The 17,620-nt window shown below is 58.4% G+C and carries 16 protein-coding genes; 2 read left to right on the forward strand and 14 right to left on the reverse strand.

Annotation, left to right across the window (positions count from 1 at the left end; genetic code table 11):
* Nucleotides 1-27: 27 nt before the first annotated feature.
* Nucleotides 28-480: a PaaI family thioesterase gene (locus K5E37_RS14455; RefSeq protein ID WP_007959014.1), complete on the reverse strand. Its 453-nt coding sequence runs from the start codon at nucleotides 478-480 to the stop codon at nucleotides 28-30.
* Entirely contained in the window at nucleotides 477-953 is a 477-nt protein-coding gene (locus K5E37_RS14460) for a PaaI family thioesterase (protein ID WP_221534199.1), read from the reverse strand. The genes K5E37_RS14455 and K5E37_RS14460 overlap by 4 nt, the downstream gene beginning before the upstream one ends.
* A gap of 158 nt (nucleotides 954-1,111) precedes the next feature.
* Here K5E37_RS14460 and K5E37_RS14465 point away from each other — a divergent pair, with 158 nt between their 5' ends.
* Nucleotides 1,112-1,348, forward strand: coding sequence for a hypothetical protein (locus K5E37_RS14465; protein ID WP_007959016.1), 237 nt, complete (start codon nucleotides 1,112-1,114; stop codon nucleotides 1,346-1,348).
* Between the two features lie 77 nt (nucleotides 1,349-1,425).
* Here the strand turns inward: K5E37_RS14465 and K5E37_RS14470 are convergent, their stop codons facing one another.
* The 12 genes from K5E37_RS14470 to sdhC form a co-directional block, all read right to left on the reverse strand.
* A complete protein-coding gene (locus K5E37_RS14470) occupies nucleotides 1,426-1,827 on the reverse strand; it encodes an MAPEG family protein (RefSeq protein WP_085608853.1) in 402 nt (133 codons plus the stop codon).
* A complete protein-coding gene (locus tag K5E37_RS14475) occupies nucleotides 1,827-2,564 on the reverse strand; it encodes a DUF599 domain-containing protein (RefSeq protein WP_127797327.1) in 738 nt (245 codons plus the stop codon). Before K5E37_RS14475 ends, K5E37_RS14470 begins: the two co-directional genes overlap by 1 nt.
* A gap of 151 nt (nucleotides 2,565-2,715) precedes the next feature.
* Entirely contained in the window at nucleotides 2,716-4,029 is a 1,314-nt protein-coding gene (brnQ, locus tag K5E37_RS14480; RefSeq protein ID WP_221534201.1) for a branched-chain amino acid transport system II carrier protein, read from the reverse strand.
* Nucleotides 4,030-4,358: 329 nt separating this feature from the next.
* On the reverse strand, nucleotides 4,359-5,243 hold the full coding sequence (sucD, locus tag K5E37_RS14485) for a succinate--CoA ligase subunit alpha (protein WP_007959025.1): 885 nt from the start codon (nucleotides 5,241-5,243) through the stop codon (nucleotides 4,359-4,361).
* The gene (gene sucC / locus K5E37_RS14490; RefSeq protein WP_007959029.1) at nucleotides 5,243-6,409 is read right to left on the reverse strand and encodes an ADP-forming succinate--CoA ligase subunit beta; all 1,167 of its coding nucleotides are present in this window, start codon (nucleotides 6,407-6,409) and stop codon (nucleotides 5,243-5,245) included. The genes sucD and sucC overlap by 1 nt, the downstream gene beginning before the upstream one ends.
* A gap of 199 nt (nucleotides 6,410-6,608) precedes the next feature.
* Nucleotides 6,609-8,045 (reverse strand): dihydrolipoyl dehydrogenase, encoded by a 1,437-nt coding sequence (lpdA, locus tag K5E37_RS14495; RefSeq protein WP_007959030.1) that lies wholly within the window; start codon nucleotides 8,043-8,045, stop codon nucleotides 6,609-6,611.
* A gap of 97 nt (nucleotides 8,046-8,142) precedes the next feature.
* Nucleotides 8,143-9,363, reverse strand: coding sequence for a 2-oxoglutarate dehydrogenase complex dihydrolipoyllysine-residue succinyltransferase (gene odhB / locus K5E37_RS14500; RefSeq protein WP_007959031.1), 1,221 nt, complete (start codon nucleotides 9,361-9,363; stop codon nucleotides 8,143-8,145).
* 42 nt (nucleotides 9,364-9,405) lie between these two features.
* On the reverse strand, nucleotides 9,406-12,237 hold the full coding sequence (locus tag K5E37_RS14505) for a 2-oxoglutarate dehydrogenase E1 component (RefSeq protein ID WP_085608856.1): 2,832 nt from the start codon (nucleotides 12,235-12,237) through the stop codon (nucleotides 9,406-9,408).
* A gap of 253 nt (nucleotides 12,238-12,490) precedes the next feature.
* Entirely contained in the window at nucleotides 12,491-13,195 is a 705-nt protein-coding gene (locus K5E37_RS14510; protein ID WP_007959035.1) for a succinate dehydrogenase iron-sulfur subunit, read from the reverse strand.
* Nucleotides 13,196-13,206: 11 nt separating this feature from the next.
* The gene (gene sdhA / locus K5E37_RS14515) at nucleotides 13,207-14,979 is read right to left on the reverse strand and encodes a succinate dehydrogenase flavoprotein subunit (protein WP_007959037.1); all 1,773 of its coding nucleotides are present in this window, start codon (nucleotides 14,977-14,979) and stop codon (nucleotides 13,207-13,209) included.
* Between the two features lie 3 nt (nucleotides 14,980-14,982).
* On the reverse strand, nucleotides 14,983-15,351 hold the full coding sequence (sdhD, locus tag K5E37_RS14520) for a succinate dehydrogenase, hydrophobic membrane anchor protein (RefSeq protein WP_007959040.1): 369 nt from the start codon (nucleotides 15,349-15,351) through the stop codon (nucleotides 14,983-14,985).
* Nucleotides 15,345-15,719 carry a succinate dehydrogenase, cytochrome b556 subunit gene (gene sdhC / locus K5E37_RS14525; protein WP_011333113.1) on the reverse strand — a complete coding sequence of 125 codons (375 nt, stop codon included), beginning with the start codon at nucleotides 15,717-15,719 and terminating at the stop codon, nucleotides 15,345-15,347. Before sdhC ends, sdhD begins: the two co-directional genes overlap by 7 nt.
* A gap of 364 nt (nucleotides 15,720-16,083) precedes the next feature.
* On the opposite strand from sdhC, the gene gltA reads away from it, so the two are divergent.
* A complete protein-coding gene (gene gltA / locus K5E37_RS14530; protein WP_007959044.1) occupies nucleotides 16,084-17,373 on the forward strand; it encodes a citrate synthase in 1,290 nt (429 codons plus the stop codon).
* The last annotated feature ends 247 nt before the right edge of the window (nucleotides 17,374-17,620 follow it).

Raw genomic sequence — 17,620 nt, forward strand, 5'->3', positions numbered from 1 at the left:
GGTTGTTCTGTGAGTTGGGGGCGTGCTTCAGGATTTCAAGGGCTCATCGATTTTGAAGTGCGCGCGGGCGGTGGCAATCGGTTCGCTTTCGGTGCTTTGCCAGGCCGTGACCGCGACGTTGGCCACCCGCCGGCCCTGACGGCAGACCTGACACCGGGCCCACGTATCGCGAAACTGCCCGGCCCGCAGGTAATCGAGGGAGAAATCGATAATCTTCGGCACACCCGGCGCGCCGGTGAAAATCAGCAGGTGCAGGGCGGCGGACAGCTCCATGAACCCGGCAATCACCCCGCCGTGGATCGCCGGCAATAAAGGGTTACCAATGTTGTCCTTGTTGGCTGGCAGCTTGAACAGCAAGTCATCACCGACTCGCGAACACTCGACGCCGATGAGTCCGGCATAGGGGATCAGCTTCAGCAACGGCGCGTAGTCACCCTTCTCGTGCGCCTCTTGCAGTTGCTGCTTGAAATCATCGCTCATGGGTTTTCTCCCTTGATCGCGCCACCAAAGCCTTTGGTGCCTTTTAGGCCCTTGCCCATGCGCATGAAGGTGCCGACGACGTGGGCAATCGGTTGCTCGGGATCTTCCTGATAGGCAAAGCCGCGAGCGAAGATCACATCGGTGGTGACCCGATAACATTGGGCGAAGCCATACACATCTTTATGCGGCTCGGCGGCGTGCATGTAGTCGATGCGCAGATCGAGGGTCGGGCAGACTTCGAATTCCGGCAGAACGCACAGGGTCGACATGCCGCACGCGGTGTCCATCAGCGACGTGATCGCCCCGCCGTGGATGACACCGGTCAGCGGGTTGCCAACGATTTGCGCACTGTACGGCAGCATCACCGTCAGGCCTTCGCTACTTGCGCTGTGCACCCTCAATCCCAGCACCTGACAGTGGCGCAAGGCCGAGAGAAACCGTGTCGCACGCTCAAAAACGGGGTTTTCGGCCATTTGATAATTACTCTTGTTAGTCGCCATTCCCAGTAGTGGAAAGAACAGCAAAAGTTCCATTGCAAAACAAACTTATATATCTGAAAGAAATGAGGAACTTAAGCCTTGGGCCTGAGCTCTTAAGGCCAGTAGTTATTTTCCATAAGGAGAAACACCCCATGCGTAAGACTTTAGCTATTGCCTTGATGTTGACCGCTTCCCTCGGTCTCGCTGCCTGCGATAAAAAATCCGAGGACAAAGCTCAAGATGCCAACCAACATGCTGAACAAGCTCAGCAAGACATGAACAAAGCTCAGGATAAAGTGAACGACGCAGCGAAAGAAAACGCCGAAGCTGCCAAAGCTCAGGCCGAATCGAACGCTGCAGCGCAAGAAGAAGCTGCCAAGAAGCAATAAGCCGCTTCTGGCTGGCAAAAAAGAAAACCCGCCAAGTGCGGGTTTTCTTTTGCCGGTCATTTTTTGCCAATGCCGCCTTAGAGCAAAACAGTTCTAAAAGTCGGACTAATCATCAGCAACAATGAACACACTAAGCCGACCAGCCAGACCAGACTGCGCAGCGTGGGAATATCCGCCAGGTAAAACCACAAATAGAAAATCCGCGAGATCACGAAGATGATCGCCAATGTATCGATCAGCCATCCCGCCGTCTGCGTGGTATGCGCCATCAGCACGCCAACGGCAAACAGGATGAACGCTTCGATGCTGTTCTGATGTGCCGCCAGCGCCCGGGCCCCGTAACCGGTGAGTTGCGCCTGTTGCTGACGCGGCAGATGGTTGTTGTAACCACCCTGCTCTTTCATGGCCTTGCCGAGCGGCATCCGCGCCACGTAGATCAACAATGCACTGATAAACACACACCAGAACGGAATACTCATCAAGCAGCCTCTTTGTTCGCTTCGGGCATTGGCGCCTCTGTAGGGGTATAGACCATTACATCGAGCACGTCGGAATGAAACTCCCGGCGATACAACACCAGCACCACGCCGGCGCTCATCAACATGAACAGCCACGGGCTGACGAACCACGCCAGCATGCTCATGCCGAAGTAGTAGGAACGCAGACCGAAGTTGAACTGGTTGGCCGCCATCGAAATCACCCGAGCAGCACGTGAGGCGAACGCCTTGCGCTCCTGCTCCGAGACTTGCCGCTCACCGATCATCGGGGCCGAGCCGACCAGAATGGCGGCGAAATTGTATTGGCGCATGCACCAGCTGAAGGTGAAGAAGGCGTAAACGAACACCAGCGCCAGGCACAGCAACTTGATCTCCGACATGCCCTGCGAGGCCTGTTGCACCATCGGAATGTCCGCCAACAGCGACACCGCGCGTTCGGACGCGCCAAGCACGGTCAGAATGCCCGCCAGGATAATCAGCGTGCTGGAGGCGAAGAACGAGGCGTTGCGTTCAAGGTTGCCGATCACGCTGGCGTCGGCGATGCGGTTGTCACGCAGCAGCATGCGGCGCATCCAGTCTTCGCGGTACAGATGCAGCACGCTGGCCAGGCACGCGGTGTCACGAGCCTTCCAGGTGGCATAACGGGTGTAACCGCCCCAGCAGATGACAAACCAGAGCGCGGCCAGCAGATGGATCAGGTTGGCTTGGATGAACGACATGCAATTCCCTGTGATGAAGATTTCGGCTCCCCTTCGACGTTAGTCGAGGGAAAAAGACACTGCCTGAAGCCCATAAAAAATGCCCCGTATCGATTGATACGGGGCATTTCTGTTTAATCGCTCGGGAGCCGCTTGTGGCGGCCCGGCAATCTTAGGCGAGTGCTTCGGCGCGCTTGCCCAGCAGGCGGTCGCAAACCACAGCAACCACCAGGGTCATTACGCATGGCACCAGCCACGCCAGACCTTGCTCGCTCAGCGGCAGGTGGGCCAGTTGCGATGGCATCCAGTCCGCCAGACCGGCGCCTTTCAACGCATCGATGGTGCCAAACACGAACGACACCAGCATCACCGGGCCCATGATACGGCTCTGCTCATGCCAGAACGCAGCGCAGAAGCTCAGGGCCACCAGCACGATGCACGGCGGGTAGATCGCGGTCAGCACCGGAATCGAGAACGCGATCAGCTTGGTCAGGCCCAGGTTGGACACCAGCAGCGAGAACGCCGCGAGGATGATCACCAGGGTCTTGTACGACAGCGGCAGTATGCGGCTGAAGTATTCGGCACAGGCGCAGGTCAGGCCAACCGCAGTCACCAGGCACGCCAGGGAAATCAGCACGGCAAGGAAGCCACTGCCCAGCGAACCGAAGGTGTGTTGCACGTAAGCGTGCAGCACCGCCGCGCCGTTGGTCGCGCCCGCCGCCACTTCATGGCTGCCGGAACCCAGACGAAACAGGCTGACATACACCAGCGCCAGACCGACGCCGGCAATCAGCCCGGCGATGATCGCGTAACGGGTGATCAGTGCCGGCGACTCGACGCCACGGGAGCGGATCGCGTTGACGATGACGATGCCGAACACCAGTGCGCCCAGGGTATCCATGGTCAGGTAACCATTGATGAAGCCTTGGGAGAACGGTGCCGCAACGTATTCCGGAGTGGCAACGCCGATATCACCGGCCGGCAGTGCGAACGCGGCGATGCCGAGCACGGCCAGGGCGATGATCTTCAGCGGCGCGAGGAAACGACCGACGGTGTCCAGCAGACGCCCAGGGTAGAGCGAGATGAAGAACACCAGCAGGAAGTACACCGAACTGTAGAGGAACAGTGCCAGCGGGCTCTCGCCGGTCAACGGCGCCAGACCCACTTCAAAGGAAACGGTCGCGGTACGCGGGGTGGCGAACAGCGGGCCGACTGCCAGGTAGCAAGCCGCTGCCAGTACGCCGCCAGCGATCTTGCCGATCGGGCTGCTCAGGGCGTCCATGGCGCCACCGACCTTGGCCAGTGCGACCACGGTGACCACCGGCAAACCGACCGCCGTGATCAGGAAGCCCAGCGCCGCCATCCAGACGTTTGGCCCGGACTGCAAACCGACGATAGGCGGGAAGATGATGTTGCCGGCCCCGACGAACAGGGCGAATGTCATAAAGCCAAGTGCCAGGATGTCCTGACCTTTCAAAACTTTCATTAAGGAAATACCACACTACTGAATCGGAATTTAGAGGGGGATTTCCCTGTGGGGTTAGGGAAATGCTGTCAATCCGTATAAGACTGACCCGTTTAGCGCGTTGCATGCCTTGTGGGCGGCAGACGCAAAAATGGCTGCTAGCCTAACGAATTTGCCTGACAAACGCACTGTTAGAGGGCGAACTATCCGATACGCGACGTTTCCGTGTCGCGTTTTTGCATGTTATTGGGTGAGTGCTTATAAGTTGCCATCGTCCACCCGAACCCCAGAAACGACAAAGGCCACCCGAAGGTGGCCTCTGTTGCTGGAGCAGAGAAGTCAGCCGAAGCTTACTTCTTCACTTCCCAGCCAGTCAGCTCGGCCAGGGCCTTGCCGATGTCTGCCAGCGAACGCACGGTTTTCACGCCTGCGTCTTGCAGAGCAGCGAATTTCTCGTCTGCAGTGCCTTTGCCGCCGGAGATGATTGCGCCAGCATGGCCCATGCGCTTGCCCGGAGGAGCAGTCACACCAGCGATGTAGGAAACAACCGGCTTGGTCACGTGTGCCTTGATGTAGGCAGCCGCTTCTTCTTCAGCCGAACCGCCGATCTCGCCGATCATTACGATCGCTTCGGTCTTCGGGTCTTCCTGGAACAGCTTCAGGATGTCGATGAAGTTCGAACCCGGGATCGGGTCACCGCCGATGCCGACGCAAGTCGACTGACCGAAACCGGCGTCAGTAGTCTGCTTCACAGCTTCGTAGGTCAGGGTGCCGGAACGGGAAACGATACCGACCTTGCCTGGCAAGTGAATGTGACCTGGCATGATGCCGATCTTGCATTCGCCTGGGGTGATCACGCCTGGGCAGTTAGGGCCGATCAGGGTAACACCCAGCTCGTCGCACTTAACTTTGGCGTCCAGCATGTCCAGGGTAGGAATGCCTTCGGTGATGCAGACGATCAGCTTGATGCCGCCGAAAGCAGCTTCCAGGATCGAGTCCTTGCAGAAAGGAGCCGGAACGTAGATGACGCTGGCGGTGGCGCCAGTGGCTTCTACAGCTTCTTTCACGGTGTTGAACACTGGCAGGTTCAGGTGAGTGGTGCCACCTTTGCCTGGAGTCACGCCGCCAACCATTTTGGTGCCGTAGGCAATGGCTTGTTCGGAGTGGAAAGTACCCTGCGCACCGGTGAAGCCCTGGCAGATTACTTTGGTGTCTTTATTGATCAGGACGCTCATTACTTGCCCTCCGCAGCTTTAACGACTTGTTGAGCAGCGTCGGTCAGGCTGGTAGCAGCGATGATGTTCAAACCGCTTTCTGCCAGTACTTTAGCGCCCAGTTCAGCGTTGTTGCCTTCAAGACGAACAACAACCGGGATTTTCACGCCGACTTCTTTCACTGCACCGATGATGCCTTCGGCAATCATGTCGCAACGAACGATGCCGCCGAAGATGTTAACCAGTACTGCAGCGACATTGCTGTCGGACAGAATGATTTTGAAAGCTTCGGTTACGCGTTCTTTGGTAGCACCACCGCCTACGTCGAGGAAGTTGGCTGGCTTGCCGCCGTGCAGGTTGACGATGTCCATGGTACCCATGGCCAGGCCGGCACCGTTCACCATGCAGCCGATGTTGCCTTCCAGCGCTACGTAGTTCAGTTCGAACTTGGCAGCGTGCGCTTCGCGCGGATCGTCCTGCGACGGATCGTGGAAAGTCTTCAGCTTAGGCTGACGGTACATTGCGTTGGCGTCGATGTTGATCTTGGCGTCCAGGCAGTGCAGATCGCCATCAGCCTTGATCACCAGCGGGTTCACTTCCAGCAGAGCCAGGTCGTGATCCTTGAACAGCTTGGCCAGACCTACGAAGATCTTGGCGAACTGAGCAACCTGCTTGCCTTCCAGACCCAGCTGGAATGCCAGCTCGCGACCCTGGAATGGCTGAGCGCCAACCAGTGGATCGATAGTGGCTTTCAGAATTTTTTCTGGAGTGTCGTGAGCGATTTTCTCGATGTCCACGCCACCTTCGGTGGAAGCCATGAACACGATACGACGGCTCGAACGGTCAACGACAGCGCCCAGGTACAGCTCTTTAGCGATATCAGTGCACGATTCAACCAGGATCTTGGTGACTGGCTGGCCGTTGGCGTCAGTCTGGTAAGTCACCAGACGCTTGCCCAGCCACTGCTGTGCGAAGGCTTTGGCGTCTTCTTTGCTGCGAACCAGCTTGACGCCGCCCGCTTTACCGCGACCACCGGCGTGAACCTGGGCTTTGACAACCCACTCGTTGCCGCCGATTTTGTCGCAAGCTTCTGCTGCTGCTTCCGGGGTGTCTACTGCGAAACCAGTGGAAACTGGCAGGCCGTATTCAGCGAACAGCTGCTTACCCTGATACTCGTGAAGATTCATGCTTTTTACCGTCTTCGTTAGGTACTGCGCATTCGGCGCTGCGCTCTTTATGAGTGCCGCGCCACCTGTGACTGCTGCTTGCGTAGCCTTTCCGGATACCCGGTGCAGCTACGCAAGGCTGCGTCCAGCGGACATTCCGCGGTGAGTCTTGCACGCAAGGCTCACGACGGGCCGTACCGCCGTGGTTTCTTATTGTGTCTTAACGCTTCTTGCGGTTGGCAATGTGGATGGCGCCGCCATTCACTGCCAAAGCTGCTTCGTGCAAGGCTTCAGACAGGGTCGGATGGGAGAAAACCATCATGCCCAGGTCTTCAGCGCTGGTGCCGAATTCCATACCGATCGCGCCCTGCTGAACCAGTTCTGCAGCGCTCGGGCCAATCACGTGCACGCCCAATACGCGGTCAGTCTTGGCATCGGCGATGACCTTGACGAAACCACCGGTATCGTTGGCGGCCATGGCACGGCCGGATGCTGCGAACGGGAAGGTGCCGACGTTAACTTCAACGCCTTCAGCTTTCAAGGCCTGCTCGGTTTTACCGACCCATGCGATTTCCGGGTGAGTATAAATAACCGAAGGGATCAGGTCATAGTTCATCTGGGCCTTGTGGCCCTTGATGCGCTCGACAACCATGATGCCCTCTTCCGAGGCCTTGTGAGCCAGCATCATGCCGCGAACCACGTCACCGATGGCGTAAACGCCCGGTACGGTGGTGGCGCAGTGATCGTCAACGTGCACGAAACCGCGCTCGTCCAGGGTCACGCCGCTGTCGGCAGCCAGCAGATCAGTGGTCACCGGACGGCGACCAACGGCTACGATCAGCTTGTCGAAAGTGATGGTCTGTTCGCCGTTGGCGTCGGTGTAGTTCACAACGACTTCGTCGCCGTTCACTTTCGAGCCGGTTACGCGAGCGCCCAGTTTGATGTCCAGACCCTGTTTGGTCAGGGTTTTCAGCGCTTCCTTGGAAACAGCGGTGTCCGCTGCCATCAGGAAGGTGTCCAGTGCTTCCAGAACAACCACTTCGGAGCCCAGACGCGACCATACCGAACCCAGTTCCAGACCGATCACGCCAGCGCCGATCACGCCCAGACGTTTAGGTACGGATTGGAATTCCAGAGCGCCAGTCGAATCAACGATGACTTTCTGATCGACCGGAGCCGGTGGAATGTCGATCGGACGCGAGCCTGGAGCCAGGATGACGTTTTCGGCTTCGATGACTTCAACCGAGCCGTCCGGCTTGGTGACTTCGACTTTCTTGCCGGCCAGCAGTTTGCCGTGGCCCTGGATCGAAGTAACGCCGTTGGCCTTGAACAGGGTGGCAACACCGCCGGTCAGGTTCTTGACGATGCCAGCCTTGCGGCCAACCATCGCTGCGACGTCCATTTTGACTTCGCCGGTCGAGATACCGTGGACGTTGAAGCTTTCTTTCGCTTCCTTGTATTTCCAGGAGCTGTCCAGCAGCGCCTTGGAAGGAATGCAGCCTACGTTCAGGCAGGTGCCGCCCAGGGCTTGCTTGCCTTCAGCATCGGTGTACTTCTCGATGCAGGCAGTGCTCAGGCCGAGTTGCGCGGCCTTGATGGCTGCCACGTAGCCGCCAGGGCCCGCACCGATCACTACTACGTCAAATTTCTGCGACATTCAAAAAATCCTCTTTAGCGAAAAGCTTCAAGCCACAAGCTTCAAGCCAAGCCGCCCTTTCTTGCGGCTTGTTGCTCGAAGCTTGCAGCTGCTTCTATCAGATATCCAGCAACAGACGAGCCGGATCTTCCAGCAGGTTCTTGATGGTCACCAGGAAGGTTACAGCTTCTTTGCCATCGATCAGACGGTGATCGTAGGACAGCGCCAGGTACATCATCGGACGGATCACGACCTGACCGTTGATGGCCATCGGACGCTGGATGATGTTGTGCATGCCCAGAATCGCTGCCTGCGGCGGGTTGACGATCGGGGTCGACATCATCGAACCGAAGGTACCACCGTTGGTGATGGTGAAGGTACCGCCGGTCATTTCGTCCATCGACAGTTTGCCGTCACGGGCTTTCTTGCCGAAGGTTGCGATGCCGCCTTCGATTTCAGCCAGGCTCATGTGTTCGGCGTTACGCAGAACCGGAACTACCAGGCCACGGTCGCTGGAAACAGCGACGCCGATGTCGGCATAACCGTGGTAAACGATGTCGTTGCCGTCGATCGAAGCGTTGACCGCCGGGAAGCGTTTCAGCGCTTCGGTGGCAGCCTTCACGAAGAACGACATGAAGCCCAGGCGTACGCCGTTGTGGGACTTCTCGAACAGGTCCTTGTACTTCGAACGCAGGGCCATGACTTCGGTCATGTCGACTTCGTTGAAAGTGGTCAGCATCGCCATGTTCGATTGAGCTTCAACCAGACGCTTGGCAACGGTGGCACGAACGCGGGTCATCGGAACGCGCTTCTCGATGCGGTCGCCAGCGGCGAACACAGGAGCGGCGGCGGCCGGAGCAGCAGCCTTGGCAGGCGCGGCAGCCGGAGCGGCTTTCTTGGCAGCAACGGCTGCAACCACGTCTTCCTTGGTCACGCGACCGCCTTTGCCGGTGCCGGCAACGGAAGCGATGTTGATGCCGTTCTCTTCAGCCAGCTTGCGCGCGGCTGGAGCTGCGATCGGGTCGTCTTCGCCATCGGCGGCTGGAGCAGCGGCAGCAGCGGCCGGAGCAGCAGCGGCAGCCGGGGCGGCAGCAGCAGCGCCGCCTTCAACGATGGAGCCCAGCACTTCGTCGGACAGGACGGTTTCGCCCTCGCCCTTGACGATTGCGCCCAGCACGCCGTCGGCGGTAGCCAGCACTTCCAGTACGACTTTGTCGGTTTCGATGTCGACGATCAGTTCGTCACGCTTGACGGCGTCGCCCGGTTGTTTGTGCCAGGTGGCAACGGTGCCATCGGCAACCGATTCCGGGAAAGTGGGGGCTTTGATCTCGATAGCCATTATCTGTGGTTCCTTAAATTCGGTTTCAGGTGCGCGAAGGCGTTAAACGGTAAACGCGGCTTGCAGCAGTTGTTCCTGCTGCTCGGCGTGCATCGATGCGTAACCACATGCAGGTGCAGCAGAAGCCTCACGGCCCGCGTACTCGAGTACGAGAGATTTGTTGAGGTTGCTGATGCTGCGACGCAGGTGGTGCTGGCTGCAGTACCAGGCGCCCTGGTTCATCGGCTCTTCCTGACACCACACGGCCGCTTTGGCGTTGGTGTAAGGAGCCAGGACTTCTTTCAAGTCGTCCTCAGGGAACGGGTACAGCTGCTCGATACGCACGATGGCGATATCTTCGCGGCCTTCGGCACGACGTTTTTCCAGCAGGTCGTAGTAGACCTTGCCGCTGCACAGAACAACGCGCTCGACCTTTTTCGGGTCCAGTGCATCGATTTCCGGGATAACGGTCTGGAACGAACCTTCGGCCAGATCTTCCAGGGTCGAGATGGCCAGCTTGTGGCGCAGCAGCGACTTTGGAGTCAGAACGACCAATGGCTTGCGCAGCGGGCGAATCACCTGACGGCGCAGCAAGTGGTAGATCTGGGCCGGGGTGGTCGGCATGCACACCTGAATGTTGTGCTCGGCGCACAGCTGCAGGTAACGCTCAAGACGTGCCGAGCTGTGCTCAGGGCCCTGACCTTCGTAGCCGTGTGGCAGCAGCATGGTCAGACCGCAGAGACGGCCCCACTTGTGCTCGCCGCTGGTGATGAACTGGTCGATAACGACCTGCGCACCGTTGGCGAAGTCGCCGAACTGGGCTTCCCAGATCACCAGCGCGTTCGGCGTGGTGGTCGAGTAACCGTATTCGAACGCCAGTACGGCTTCTTCCGACAGGAACGAGTCGTACAGGTCGAAGCGTGGCTGACCTTCATACAGATGCTTGAGCGGAATGTAGGTACCGGCATCTTTCTGGTTGTGCAGCACAGCGTGACGGTGCGAGAACGTACCGCGGCCGATGTCCTGACCGGTCATGCGGATCGGGTGACCTTCGAACGCCAGGGTCGCGTACGCCATGGTTTCGGCGTAACCCCAGTTGATCGGCAGGCCGCCGGCTTGCATCTTCTGACGGTCTTCGTAGATCTTCGCGACCTGACGCTGAACCACGAAGCCTTCCGGAATTTCCAGCAGCTTGGCGGACAGTTCCTGCAGGGTCTTGAGGTCGAAACGAGTGTCGTGACGCGCAGTCCAGGCGTGGCCCAGATACGGACGCCAGTCCACGAACAGCTCTTTGTTCGGCTCTTTGACCAGCGATTTCACTACGTGCAGACCGTTGTCCAGCGCGTTGCGGTATTCGTCGACTTTCGCCTGAACACGCTCTGCGTCCAGCACACCGGCCTGGGTCAGACGATCAGCGTACAGCTCACGGGTGGTGCGCTGCTTGGTGATCTGCTGATACATCAGAGGCTGGGTGCCGCTTGGCTCGTCGGCCTCGTTGTGGCCGCGACGACGGTAGCAGACCAGGTCGATCACCACGTCACGCTTGAACTGCATGCGGTAGTCGATGGCCAGCTGGGTCACGAACAATACGGCTTCCGGATCATCACCATTCACATGGAGGATCGGCGCCTGGATCATTTTCGCAACGTCGGTCGCGTACTCGGTGGAACGCGAGTCCAGCGGGTTGCTGATGGTGAAACCGACCTGGTTGTTGATCACGATGTGCACGGTACCGCCGGTCTTGAAACCGCGGGTCTGCGACATCTGGAAGGTTTCCATCACCACGCCTTGACCGGCGAATGCCGCGTCACCGTGGATGGAGATCGGCAGAACCTTCTCACCGGTAGGGTCGTTGCGACGATCCTGACGGGCGCGAACCGAACCCTCGACCACCGGGGAAACGATTTCCAGGTGGGACGGGTTGAACGCCATGGCCAGGTGAACTTCACCGCCGGTGGTCATTACGTTGGACGAGAAGCCCTGGTGGTATTTAACGTCACCGGAACCCAGCTCGACCTTCTTCTTGCCTTCGAACTCGTCGAACAGCTCGCGCGGGTTCTTGCCGAAGGTGTTGACCAGTACGTTCAGACGGCCACGGTGGGCCATGCCGATGACGACTTCCTTGGTGCCGTAGGAACCGGAACGCTGGATCAGTTCGTCGAGCATCGGAATCAGGCTTTCGCCGCCTTCCAGACCGAAACGCTTGGTGCCCGGGTATTTGGTGCCCAGGTATTTTTCCAGGCCTTCACCGGCAGTCACGCGCTCGAGCAGGTGGCTCTTGATGTCCGCGGAATATTCCGGACGGCCACGCACGCTTTCCAGACGCTGCTGGAACCACTGGCGCTGCTCGGAATCGGTGATGTGCGTAAATTCAGCGCCGATGGTGCGGCAATATGTCTGCTGCAACGCTTCGTGAATTTCGCGTAGGCTCGCTTCCTCTTTGCCGATGAACAGGTCGCCGGCACGGAAGGTCGTATCAAGATCGGCATTGGTCAAGCCGTAGTGATTGATCGACAGGTCTGCAGGTGCAGGACGCTGCCACAGCCCCAGCGGGTCAAGCTGGGCTGCCTGGTGGCCACGCATACGGTAGGCCTGGATCAATCGCAGCACTTCAACTTGCTTCTTCTCGTGCTCACTGCTCACGCTGCCGGCGGAAACCGGTTGGGCGCGGCGCTGGTTCTTTGCCAGCAGCACGAAATGATCGCGAATTGTGGAGTGCGAAACATCGGTGGCAGAGCTGCCGTCGGCAGGCAGCTTCTGAAAGTAGGTGCGCCACTCTTCTGGCACAGCGTTAGGGTCGTGCAGGTAGAGCTCGTAGAGCTCTTCCACATAGGCAGCGTTTCCACCTGAAAGGTAGGCGCTGTTCCACATGCGCTGCATCACGCTTTCTTGCATGCTTGGTCACCCTCGGTTAGGGGAACACCATCGGTGTCGACACCGAGCAAGCTTGCAGAAGTCCGAATGCAGCGACCAAAACAAGCCACTTAGGATCACACTGATAGTCCGGGTACCAGCCCGGATGCCCCTGCTTGTCTCATTTCTTCAAAATAAGAGCCGCAGCTTATGGCTGCTGCTCTGGTTATAGCCATGGCGCGGGTTGAAGCCCGCGCCTAAGCCCTCTGCGGGTACAGCGGTTACAGCAGCTGAATCACACGCCGCTCGAAAGCAGCATGTTACGGATGTGACCGATGGCCTTAGTCGGGTTCAGGCCTTTCGGACATACGTTGACGCAGTTCATGATGCCCCGGCAGCGGAAGACGCTGAACGGGTCATCGAGGGACGCCAGACGCTCGGACGTCTTGGTGTCACGGCTGTCTGCCAGGAAGCGGTACGCTTGCAGCAGGGCAGCTGGACCCAGGAACTTGTCCGGGTTCCACCAGAAGGACGGGCAAGAGGTCGAGCAGCAAGCGCACAGGATGCACTCGTACAGACCGTCGAGCTTTTCACGCTCTTCAGGGGACTGCAGACGCTCGATGGCCGGAGCCGGCGTGTCGTTCTGCAGGAATGGCTTAACCTTCTCGTATTGCTTGTAGAAGATGCTCATATCGACAACCAGGTCACGGATAACCGGCAAACCTGGCAGCGGACGAACGATCAGCTTGTTACCTTTTACGACAGCGGACAGCGGCGTGATGCACGCCAGGCCGTTCTTGCCGTTGATGTTCATGCCGTCGGAGCCGCAGACGCCTTCACGGCAGGAGCGACGATAGGAGAAACCCTCGTCCTGCTCTTTGATCAGGGCCAGCACGTCCAGCACCATCAGGTCTTTACCACCGGTATCGACCTGGAATTCCTGCATGAACGGCGCAGCGTCCTGATCAGGGTTGTAACGATAAACACTGACTTGCAACATGGCGGTCACCCTTAATAAGTCCGGACTTTAGGTTCGAAAGTCGGAACAGTCTTCGGCGAGAAGTTCACGGCACGCTTGGTGACGCGCTTGTCACCCGGGAAGTACAGGGTGTGGCACAGCCAGTTTTCGTCGTCACGGTCTTCGAAGTCTTCACGGGCGTGAGCGCCGCGGGACTCTTTACGTACTTCGGCAGCGATGGCGGTAGCTTCAGCCACTTCCAGCAGGTTTTGCAGTTCCAGCGCTTCGATACGTGCAGTGTTGAACGCCTGCGACTTGTCGTTGATCTTCACATTCGCGATGCGCTTGCGCAGATCAGCCAGCTGGGCAATACCTTTCTGCATGTATTCGCCGGTACGGAATACACCGAAGTAGTTCTGCATGCAGCTTTGCAGCTCGCGACGCAGGGTAGCGACGTCTTCGCCGTCGGTACGGTTGTTCAGGGCGTTCAGACGCGCCAGGGCAGCTTCGATGTCGGCTTCGGTAGCGTCGTCGTATTCGATGCCGTCGGTCAGCGCCTTCTCCAGGTGCAGGCCGGCAGCGCGGCCGAATACCACCAGGTCGAGCAGCGAGTTGCCGCCCAGACGGTTGGCACCGTGAACCGATACGCAAGCCACTTCACCTACCGCGAACAGACCAGGAATGATCTGATCCACGCCTTCGGCGTCCTGGGTGATCGCTTGGCCGTGAATGTTGGTGGCAACGCCGCCCATCATGTAGTGGCAAGTCGGAACAACCGGAACCGGAGCAACCACCGGGTCAACGTGCGCGAAAGTCTTCGACAGTTCGCAGATGCCTGGCAGACGGCTGTGCAGCACTTCCTCGCCCAGGTGGTCGAGCTTGAGCATCACGTGGTCGCCATTCGGACCGCAACCGTTGCCGGCGATGATCTCTTTAACCATCGAACGGGCAACAACGTCACGACCGGCAAGGTCTTTGGCGTTCGGAGCATAACGCTCCATGAAACGCTCGCCGTGCTTGTTGATCAGGTAACCACCTTCACCACGGCAACCTTCGGTCACCAGTACACCGGCGCCGGCGATACCGGTCGGGTGGAACTGCCACATTTCGATGTCTTGTACCGGCACGCCAGCACGCAGAGCCATGCCGACGCCGTCACCGGTGTTGATCAGGGCGTTGGTAGTGGACGCATAGATACGACCTGCACCGCCGGTAGCCAGTACGGTGGCTTTGGCGCGGATGTAGGTGGTTTCGCCGGTTTCGATGCAGATTGCAATCACACCGACGAATTCGCCTTCCTGGTTTTTCACCAGGTCGACAGCGTAGTACTCGTTCAGGAACGTGGTACCGGCTTTCAGGTTGCCCTGATAAAGGGTGTGCAGCAGTGCGTGACCGGTACGGTCGGAAGCGGCGCAAGTACGGGCAGCCTGCCCGCCTTTACCGTAATCCTTCGACTGACCGCCGAATGGGCGCTGGTAGATACGGCCTTGCTCGGTACGCGAGAACGGCAGACCCATGTGGTCCAGCTCGAAAACGGCAGCCGGGCCTTCCTGACACATGTATTCGATAGCGTCCTGGTCACCGATGTAGTCGGAACCCTTGACGGTATCGTACATGTGCCAGCGCCAGTCATCGTTCGGGTCGGCCGAAGCGATGGCGCAGGTGATGCCGCCCTGTGCGGACACAGTGTGCGAACGGGTCGGGAAAACCTTGGTGATCACGGCAGTCTTGTGACCGCCCTGTGCCAGTTGCAGCGCTGCGCGCATGCCCGCACCGCCGCCACCAATAATGATGGCGTCGAAAGAAATCGTTGGAATGTTAGCCATGAATCAGATACCCCAGAGAATCTGCACACCCCAGACGAAGTAAGCGAACATCGCGACGCCGCATACTGCCTGGAAAAGGAAACGTACTGCAGTCGCGGACTTGCCCAGCGCCATTGGCGTCAGGTAGTCGGTCGCGATGGTCCACATGCCGACCCAGGCGTGAGCGCCCAGGGCAACCAGTGCCAGCAGACTGAAGATACGCATTCCGTTGTGGGCGAACAGGCCGTGCCATTGGTCGTAGCCAATGCCCGGGTTCGCGACGAGGTAGCCGATCAGGAAGATGAAATAAGCCGCGAGAACGACCGCAGACACACGCTGTGCCATCCAGTCATAGAGGCCCGAACGCGAAAGGTTTGTAACGCTGGTTACCATATCCAAACTCCTGCCAGAACGATCAGCACCACGGAAACGGCGATGATCAGTTTCGAGCCCAGGCGGCCGCCTTCCAGCGTCTCACCGATGCCCATGTCCATGATCAAGTGGCGCACACCGGCAACCAGGTGATACAGAAGAGCGGACAGGAGGCCCCATGCTACGAACTTGGCCAGCGGACTGGTCAAGCATGCCTTCACCTCGACATAACCTTCCTCGGAACCCAGGGATTTGCCCAATGCATAAAGCATGATGCCAAGGCCCAGGAAGAGGATGATGCCGGAAACACGGTGAAGAAACGACGTAACGCCGGTGATGGGGAGTTTGATGGTCCTTAGGTCTAGGTTTACAGGTCGTTGGCTTTTCACGGCTTTTTTTTCACACTGAAGAGCCCCTAACAATCAGGGCAAAGTTGTTGGGGAGTGCACTGGTCAGGTAACCACCACCCAGGGATGCGACCCCCAATGAAAGCAAGCCCAAAAGCCCTTGGCGGTCGGTCGCCGAGTATAGACAGTTAGGCTACTAATGACAACGCAATCGCCTACCCCCAATAGCGGATTGCACAAGTCGTATAAAAGGCGTAAATGGCAGGCAATTTCGAGGAAAAAGTACGGTTAAAGCCTTCTGGAGCAAGACTTTAGGCAAATTGACATTCGAATTTATCTCACTATAGTGGTGCGGGCCCTGCGTGGGGGGTCTGTCTGATGATTTCAAGCATAAATAGGAGGCCACATGGCTGACAAAAAAGCGCAGTTGATCATCGAGGGCGCAGCCCCCGTCGAGCTGCCCATTTTAACCGGCACCGTTGGTCCCGATGTTATCGATGTTCGGGGCCTGACGGCCACGGGCCGCTTCACTTTCGACCCCGGTTTCATGTCGACCGCTTCCTGCGAATCGAAGATCACCTATATCGACGGCGACAACGGCATCCTGCTGCACCGCGGATACCCGATCGAACAGCTGGCTGAAAAGTCGGACTACCTGGAAACCTGCTACCTGCTGCTGAACGGCGAACTGCCGACTGCAGAGCAAAAGGCCCAGTTCGTCGGCACCGTGAAGAACCACACCATGGTTCACGAGCAGCTGAAAACCTTCTTCAACGGCTTCCGCCGTGACGCCCACCCGATGGCCGTCATGTGTGGTGTAGTCGGCGCCCTCTCGGCCTTCTACCACGACTCCCTCGACATCAATAACCCGCAGCATCGCGAAATCTCCGCGATCCGCCTGGTTGCCAAGATGCCGACCCTGGCCGCGATGGTTTACAAGTACTCCATGGGCCAACCCATGATGTACCCGCGCAACGACCTGTCGTACGCGGAAAACTTCCTGCACATGATGTTCAACACCCCGTGCGAGATCAAACCGATCAGCCCGGTACTCGCCAAGGCCATGGACCGGATCTTCATCCTCCACGCCGACCACGAGCAGAACGCTTCGACCTCCACCGTGCGTCTGGCAGGCTCTTCGGGTGCCAACCCGTTTGCCTGTATCGCCGCCGGCATCGCCGCACTGTGGGGCCCTGCCCACGGCGGTGCGAACGAAGCCGTGCTGACCATGCTCGATGAAATCGGCGATGTTTCGAACATCGACAAGTTCATCGCCAAGGCCAAGGACAAGAACGATCCGTTCAAGCTGATGGGCTTCGGTCACCGCGTCTACAAGAACCGCGACCCTCGCGCGACTGTCATGAAGCAGACCTGCGACGAAGTGTTGAAGGAACTGGGTATCCAGAACGATCCGCAACTCGAACTGGCCATGCGCCTGGAAGAGATCGCCCTGACCGATCCGTACTTCATCGAGCGCTCGCTGTACCCGAACGTCGACTTCTACTCGGGGATCATCCTCAAGGCGATCGGCATTCCGACCAGCATGTTCACTGTGATTTTCGCCCTGGCACGTACTGTCGGCTGGATTTCGCACTGGAAGGAAATGCTCTCCAGCCCGTACAAGATTGGCCGTCCGCGCCAGCTTTACACGGGTTATGAGTCGCGGGATATCACCAAATTGGAAGACCGCAAATAAGAGCTTTCTTGCGATAGCGTCTTAGCGTTGTACCGGGAACGGCCTCCATGAGAATGGGGGCCGTTTTTTTGTGGTTTTTTTATTGGGGGCAGATCCGTTGCTTCGGGTGCTGCCGCTGGCGGTTTCGCTCTTACAGCGAGTCACTTTTGACAAACGCCTCAAAAGTAACCAAAAAGTCTACGCCCCGGCGTACGGCACTTCGCTTAGGCTCAGTGTTCCCTCGCTACGGTGTCCATCAGGGGGCATC

Source organism: Pseudomonas sp. RIT778 (assembly GCF_019718735.1).
Taxonomy (GTDB): Bacteria; Pseudomonadota; Gammaproteobacteria; order Pseudomonadales; family Pseudomonadaceae; genus Aquipseudomonas; species Aquipseudomonas aphyarum.